General features: G+C 67.3%; 6 protein-coding genes. 3 read left to right on the top strand and 3 right to left on the bottom strand.

All coding sequences use genetic code 11. From position 1 onward, the window contains the following. The first annotated feature begins 157 nt into the window (after window positions 1–157). The 3 genes from DMB66_RS52235 to DMB66_RS52225 all read left to right on the top strand — a co-directional run bounded on the left by DMB66_RS52235 (window position 158) and on the right by DMB66_RS52225 (window position 4,181). On the top strand, window positions 158–1,474 hold the full coding sequence (locus DMB66_RS52235; protein WP_158647646.1) for a DUF4365 domain-containing protein: 1,317 nt from the start codon (window positions 158–160) through the stop codon (window positions 1,472–1,474). Further along, complete coding sequence (locus DMB66_RS52230; protein WP_125811528.1) at window positions 1,471–2,913, top strand: hypothetical protein; 1,443 nt, start codon at window positions 1,471–1,473, stop codon at window positions 2,911–2,913. Before DMB66_RS52235 ends, DMB66_RS52230 begins: the two co-directional genes overlap by 4 nt. Before the next feature lie 923 nt (window positions 2,914–3,836). After that, a complete protein-coding gene (locus DMB66_RS52225) occupies window positions 3,837–4,181 on the top strand; it encodes an Lsr2 family protein (RefSeq protein WP_125811527.1) in 345 nt (114 codons plus the stop codon). 880 nt (window positions 4,182–5,061) lie between these two features. On the opposite strand, the gene DMB66_RS52220 is transcribed toward DMB66_RS52225, so the two are convergent. The 3 genes from DMB66_RS52220 to DMB66_RS52215 all read right to left on the bottom strand — a co-directional run. Further along, a complete protein-coding gene (locus tag DMB66_RS52220) occupies window positions 5,062–6,423 on the bottom strand; it encodes a hypothetical protein (protein ID WP_125811526.1) in 1,362 nt (453 codons plus the stop codon). 152 nt (window positions 6,424–6,575) lie between these two features. Further along, on the bottom strand, window positions 6,576–6,749 hold the full coding sequence (locus tag DMB66_RS61900; protein WP_158647645.1) for a hypothetical protein: 174 nt from the start codon (window positions 6,747–6,749) through the stop codon (window positions 6,576–6,578). A 69-nt stretch (window positions 6,750–6,818) separates the two neighbouring features. Continuing rightward, window positions 6,819–7,072 (bottom strand): hypothetical protein (locus DMB66_RS52215; protein ID WP_233625460.1); only part of this gene is annotated, 254 nt, incomplete at its 5' end.

The raw sequence follows: 7,072 nt of genomic DNA, 5'->3' as shown, positions 1-7,072 counted from the left end.
GTCCATCCATTGGCGTGCGATGTGGCCGCGCATCCAGCCATGGGTTCAACGCGAGCAGCGCCTGGGTGAGATCGCGCAGGCTCGACACGGGCGATCCTGGGAGTGGACGAACAGGCGCCGCGGACCGTGTCGGCATCGGTTGGCCGGGCGCCTGACGATGCCGAGAAGAAGCGTTCAACAGCGGGCCGGCTTCCGTGCCGAGGCATTCGTCGACAAGGCCGTGTCAGACGCGGGACATGTCTGGAACAACACCCTGCGTGACTTCGGCATCGACGGCCACATCGAGTTCGTCGACACGGAGCGGCAGGTCAGCGGCTTCGCCGTCGCCGCCCAGGTCAAGGGCACGGAGGTCGGTTTCCCCGGCGACAACGCGGCGGGTTTCCGCTTCGTCTGCGACGCTGATCGCGTCGACTACTGGCTGCGCTACGGTCGACCGGTCGTTCTTATCTGTGTCGATCTCAGGCATCAGCTTGCCTGGTGGAAGCGCCTCGACACTTGGTTCGCCGATCCGGCTCGCAGGGCCCGGCGGGTGGTGGAGTTCGACAAGGCCGCGGACCGCTTCGATCTGGCGGCGTTCGGTTCCCTCTCCGCCATCGGCGTGCCGGTCGGTCAGCCTCTGCCCCGGTTGGAGGGCAGCGAGCTTCTGGTCTCGAACCTGCTTGAGGTGCAGAGCTTCGCTCCGGTCATCTACTCGGCGTCCACACCCTGCCGCGACCGCGCTGACGCGTGGGAACGAATGGGATCAAATGGTGTCTTCGACAGCGGCTTCGTCCTCTCGTCCGGTCGGATCTACTCGTTCTCCTCGTTGCAGGACGGAGCCCTGGCCGTGCTGTGCGACGGACCGGTCACGTCGACTCCGACTGCTGAATGGGCGGACACCTCCGACGGCGATGTGCTCAAACGCTTCGTGTCCCTGCTCAACTTCACCCTGCGGTCCGCGCACCACCCGGCGCTCGTCTGGCATCCGAAGAAGAAGATCGTCTACTACCAGGCGCCGCCCGACCTGTCGGCCAGGAAGGTCAAAGGGCGCTACCGCGGCAGCAAGGGCCGCCGATTCTTCAACCCGTACCACGGCAAGGACGACACCACGAAGGTCAGGTACTACCGGCACTATGCCGCCGGACTCTACTTTCGGCGCTGGTCGGGCCAGTGGTTCCTGGAGATCAATCCCACCTACCACTTCACGGTCGACGGACGGCGCGACTCCCTCTACGACTCCGAGTACGTCAAGAAGATCAAACGTCTGGAACGCAACAGCGCGGTCTATCAACTCGTCCGGGCCTGGGCGGACTACCTGCAGGGTGAGGACACGCTGTTCGCGAGCCGGGACGACCGGATCAACTTCGGCACCCTCTTGACCATCGAGGCGGACGCCGCCATCGACGAACGGGCGTGGATCCCACCACCTGAGCCCGCCCCGGTCGATGCCAACAGCGGCACCCTCGTCGCGGGCCTGTGGGAGGTGACCCCGTGAAGGCTCATGTCCTCCACGAGCCTGAACTGGAGTTCCGTGCCGGCAACCGGCACATCGACCCGCGCTACGGCATCGCTGTCTACGGCCCTGCCGACGCGGATGCGCCCACCGCTCCGCATGCCATCCCGGTCGGCCTTGTGGGACCACCCGGTGCGGTCGACGGCCTGCGCCGGTGGCTGCAACGCTGCAGGGCCCCGATCGACGCGATGGAGACCAAGCCCGGCCAGGAAAACCTGCACCTGCCCTTTCCGGGATTCAGCGCGGAGACGAGCTTCGGCGCCGAACTCGTCTTCGACGACGCTCTCGTCCGCGAGATCCCCGAACGTCAACTCCGGCGACTGGCCAGGGCTGACGTCACGTCGGCCATCGCGGAGGCAGCGGACCTGTACACCGACGCCGCACGGTCCCTGGCAGAGACCGGACGATGCCGCGTGCTCATCTGTGCCCGGCCAGACGAACTCAACGAGCCCCACGACGCGGCCGAGCCCGGGGACAGCGACGACCGCGAGGCTGCCGACGACGGCCTGGAGATCGGCCGCGACTTCCACGACCTGCTCAAGGCCAAGGCGCTCAGCCTGCCAAGCCCGCTGCAGCTGATGCGACGAGAAACGTGGGAAGGACGCACCCAGGGAAGCCAACGCGCACGCCCGTTGCAGGACGAAGCCACCCGGGCGTGGAACCTGCACACCGCCCTGTACTACAAGGCCGGCGGCACTCCCTGGAGGATGCCACGACACAGCTCCGACCTGGCCACCTGCTACGTCGGCATCAGCTTCTATCGAACGCCTGACGGGGAGGAACTGCACACCGCCGTCGCGCAGGTGTTCAACGAACGCGGCGACGGCGTCGTCGTTCGCGGCGGCACCGCGAAGATATCCAAAGCCGACCGCCAGCCACACCTCAACGAAGGCGACGCGCGAAAGCTGCTCGTCGACGCGCTCGCCGAGTACCGCCACACGCACGGACATCAACCCGCGCGGGTCGTACTCCACAAGACCTCGATGTTCAGCGGCGCCGAGATCAACGGATTCCAAGGGGCCGCGGACGAGCGAGAGATCGACTTCCTTGAACTTCTCTGGATCCAGCGGCGCGGCGCACCTCACCTCTTTCGGGCCGGCCAACTCCCGCCCCTGCGGGGCACCTCCGTCCGACTCGACGAACGCAGCCTGCTGCTTTACACGCGCGGATCGATTCCGTACTTCCGAACCTATCCCGGCATGTACGTGCCGCAGCCTCTGCTCATCCGCCCGGCCGGCAACACGACCGACCTGAACGCGGTAGCGATGGATGTCCTCGCGCTGTCCAAGATGAACTGGAACAACGCCCAACTCGACGAACGGGATCCGCTGACCCTACGCACAGCCCACCGGGTCGGCGCGATCCTCAAACATGTGCCCCACGACGCGCAGATCGCGACCCGCTACGCCTACTACATGTGACTCGTGCAGGAGCCGCGCACCGGCCGCCGATCACGCCTCGACGGAGGCGACACGGTGACCGCGGCAACCGTGCGCTGTCGGGACACGCTCCACCGCGTGGCCAGAGCGTAGCCCCGTCGTGCCGCCGGCCCAATGTGACAGGACGCCGCCAAACAATCTTCATGCCACCTTGCCGCTATTATTGCAATGATCCAACAACACACTTCAGATCGAGTTCGCCCTCCCCGGCGATCTGCTTTCATAGCCGAGACTCTCGGATACCTGCGGTTCTGCATGGCGTCCGCTTTCGGCTTCATCAGCAACCAAGAACAACGCCACGCGCTGCTGTTGACCGCTCGGATACAAACCGGCGCATCCCGCCCGCCCGGCCCGACGGAAGTATTTTCCGGCATTGATGCCCTGCCTCAGAAATGCATGGTGCCGCTGGCCCCTTCCAGGCGTCCGGGCGCGGCGCCAGGATACCGGGCGAGGAGCGTGGTCTGGCTGTGCACAGTCCTGTGGATAACCGGCCTGTGCCTGTGCGCAAGGCTCGATGGGCGAGGTGAGCCGCCATGCCGAGGCTTGCGCACGGGTCGGCCCCCACCGGCGCCTGGTCGGCGGTGGCAGCCGGGCGTGGTGATCTGCACGACCCTGGGGCCCGACGAGACTTCGACGGCGACTCGCGTAAAGCGCTACGCGGTCCCCGCATTGTGCGTGAGCTTCGCCCCGCTGGTTGCGAGAATCTCACTAAACCCCGTTTCGTGCGCGACGGGCGCTCATTACCGCATAAGGATTGGGGACTAGAAGGCACGCCGGACAGGTGAGCGGGAAGGGCTGTTAGGGATTGTCGATGCCGATGAACCTGCAGAAAGCGGATCGGTTACGGTTGTTGAGAACATCGAAGTCCACCCGCGCACTATGTGCCTTTTGGGGAGTGAAAAGCTATGGCGAAGCAAGTAATTACGGTGCTCACCGATGACCTCGACGGCGGCAACGCCGATCGCACCGTCGAGTTCGGGCTCGACGGCGTGAACTACACTATCGACCTGTCCGAGGCGAACGCCGGCAAGCTGCGCAAGGTGCTGGACCCGTTCCTGGATGCCGCCAGCCGGATCGGCCGTACCGGCGGAAACGGCCGTGTCGCGTCCCGCTCGGCGGCGCCGCAGCCGCGGACGAGCCGCGATCAGAATCAAGCGATCCGCGAATGGGCAGCGAAGAACGGCTACGAGGTCTCCGAGCGCGGCCGTATTCCCAGCGCGGTCGTCGAGGCGTTCCACGCCAAGCGGTGACCACCGCGTAAGTCGCTGCTTGCCGGCGGCAGCCGTGCCGCCGCAAGCAGCGCTTGGAAACCGGTCGATCACGGAGCGTCTGCTCGTGCCGATCTCCAGGCGCTCGGGGAACGGCCCGGACGGCAGCCGGGGGCGTCGCTCGAGGGTTCGGTCGCTGCCCGGCGCCGCCAGCGGGTCGCGGTGGGAACGGGCTACGCGGCCCCTGCCGGTGAAGCACCGGCAGGGGCCGATGACGATGATGGACTCGGAACGGCTGTATCGGGGGAAGTCGCGAACAAACTCGCCGCGTGGCGTGATCCGCAAGGCCACAGTCCGCGCCGGGCGAATCCCGGGCTACCTGATCGTCGCGACCAACGTGCGCCTGTCCAGCACGCCTGGTATAGGCGGCCTCGATCGCCTCAACGCACTCGGAGGCAGCCGAGTGGTGCGCCTGGCGGCGACCGGCTACCCGCGGCCGAGGCGGTGGGTGACGTCGACACCGGTCCGCTGTCCGGGGCGCCACCGCCGCTCGCGGTCACGCTCATCGAGACGGCGCAGCGCGGCCCGTAGGTCGGCGCTGGTCGGCTGCCGGCAGCAGCAGTCCGAGCCACCGATGTGGTGCGGGCACGTGCACCGCCCGAACCACAGGCGATCGTTGTGATGCAGGGCTAGACCGTCGATGAGCAGGGTGGGTGACTGGCACCAACAGCCTGAGGGCTGGTCACCGGACGGACGGTTGGTGGGGTGGCAGGGGCACGGACACGTGCCGAGAAGCTCCAACGCGTCGTTGTGCCGCATCGGCGTGGGCTCCTTCCGATCGATACCGACGACGGTAACCCGGCCGGGCCGGTTCGCGTTCGCCGGCCGGTCGGCCCCTTCCGGCATGCGACTGTGTCTCCTCCTATGGCTTTGCTTCTTCGGGCGTGGGATTTGCGGGCACCCAGACACCTGCTGGGCTGAGGCTCTGGGCCAGGGCCCGTCCACCGGTGGAGAACGGCGGGCTCCACGCCACGTCCGTCGTCGTGATTCCGGCGTGCCGGGCGACGGCGTCGACCATCTGCTGGGCGACACGCCGCCGGCGCCACAGCTGGGCGGTGAAGATGACGTTGACGACTGGGCGAAGCACATCCCGGCTGACTGGGGTGTTGCGGTCGCTGTCGTCGAAGGGATGCCACTGGTTGCAAGGGCTGTCCCACACCGAGACGAAGCCGACGACGTGGCGGCTCGCCTCGTCGCGGTAGAGGTAGGCGCGAAGGTTGTTATCGACCGGTTCGCCGACGCCGACGCCGAACGAGGCGAAGTCGTAGTGGTTCTCGCGCTTGGGCAGCAGCGCCGCTTGATAGGCGAGTTTGCGCCATACCGTTGGCGAGGTCGTGGCGACGACGGCGATCTTGCCTCCGTACCAGTGCACGTTGCGGGGTACCGAGACGCCGGTCGCCCATCGCATGTGTGCTTGGGCATGCCGAGCCGTGTTGCTGTCGTCCCACGGGTCGTAGAACCCGCACGAGCAGGACTTGTCGCGCCGGTCGTCGGCCTGGGCGTCGAGGAACTGGACCGGTTCCGGTGCGGTGTGCTGGTCTCGGTCCCGTCCGCCGACGTACGGCCGGAACGGCTCGTCATCGGGGTCCTGGTGCTCGGCGTACAGCGCCGGGTCCGCCCAGTGCGCGAACTGCTCCGGGAACTCGGCACGTAGGTGGCGGCGGGCCGGTGGCATGACGGGACTTACCCACACCGCGCCGGGCACCGCGCGGCCGTTCAGGCGCAGTCCCCGCGCGTCCGCCCGGTAGCGAAGGAACTTCAACATCGAGGATGGCGGGCCGGAGAAGTCGATGCCACGACGAAGCTGCCGCTCGCCGGGCGCGAGCCACCTGTCGAGCGGGACAGCGAGTTTCGTGGTCAGGGCGTCGAGCCCGGTGACGTCGCCGTCCATCTCGGCGGCGCGCAGCGCCTCGCAGGCCTCATCCGCGAAAGCGAACGGCACGGGCAGCGTGACGAAATGCGGTCCGGTACCACCGATGAACCCTCCGGGATACCCGCTGACCCAGAGGTGGTCGCAAGCGGCGTCGGCGCATCGTTCGAGTGCCTCCTTGAACTCAGGGCTGATCTCGACATCGTCGTCGCGTCCCTGGGAACGGGCATGATCGACATAGTCGTCGCGGTTCAGTTCCACCGTGGCGAACCAGCGTCCCAGCCGGATTTCGATGCGCCGTGCCGCGCGCCGGCGGCCGGGGGTGGGCGGATCGAGCCAGACCTGAGTCGACATCCGAACTCCTCGGCGAAGCGTGGGCCGTCCAGGTTAGCGATTGACCCGGCGACTCATCCGACCCGACACCATGTTGAGCGGACGTGAGGGGCTGCGGACCGGATCGCCGTAGGCGCCGCTCTCCAGCGCCAGAGCCGCCGACCCGGGGCGGGTCACGCGTCCGGCTTCTCGACGGGAACGTTGAGGCTCACGTTGATCCTCCCGGCGGCGAATCGATCAGGGTCCACGACGAGGTCGAAGCGTTGATGTGCCCGCAGACACTCGACGTCCACCGGGGTCGCTTGCCGAGCCGTGGTGAAGTCACCGTCGCCGATGAGCACCAGCACGGCGAGCGGGCCGGCGTGATCGATCCGGTACCCGACAGAGCCTGGCCTGCCGTGGACCCGGGCGTGCCGTCAGGCGGCCTCGGCTGGACGGGCCATGCTGATGCGCACCTCGCGGACGAAGTTCTCCAGCTCGCTGTCCGGATGGAAGTACACGTATTGGCTTGCGGCTCGAACTTGCCATTCGTTCAGAACGCGAACGGTGTCTTCGGGCACCGTGCCGGTCTGGCTCTGCGGTCCGACCGACAGCAGTGTGTGTCGGCCGATGGGCATGAATATCTGATCGGCGTCGCCCAGCGGCACCTCGCCCGTCCCGTGTCCTAGTC

The sequence above is a fragment of the Actinoplanes sp. ATCC 53533 genome (assembly GCF_003947245.1).
Note: the sequence above shows the minus strand (reverse complement) of the source record. Positions and strands in the feature narration are given on the sequence as shown.

Bases quoted from the DNA above. Each gene is read 5' to 3' on its own strand.
- DMB66_RS52225 (WP_125811527.1), top strand. From the start codon at position 3,837: ATGGCGAAGCAAGTAATTACGGTGCTCACCGATGACCTCGACGGCGGC.
- DMB66_RS52235 (WP_158647646.1), top strand. From the start codon at position 158: ATGCCGAGAAGAAGCGTTCAACAGCGGGCCGGCTTCCGTGCCGAGGCA.
- DMB66_RS52220 (WP_125811526.1), bottom strand. From the start codon at position 6,423: ATGTCGACTCAGGTCTGGCTCGATCCGCCCACCCCCGGCCGCCGGCGC.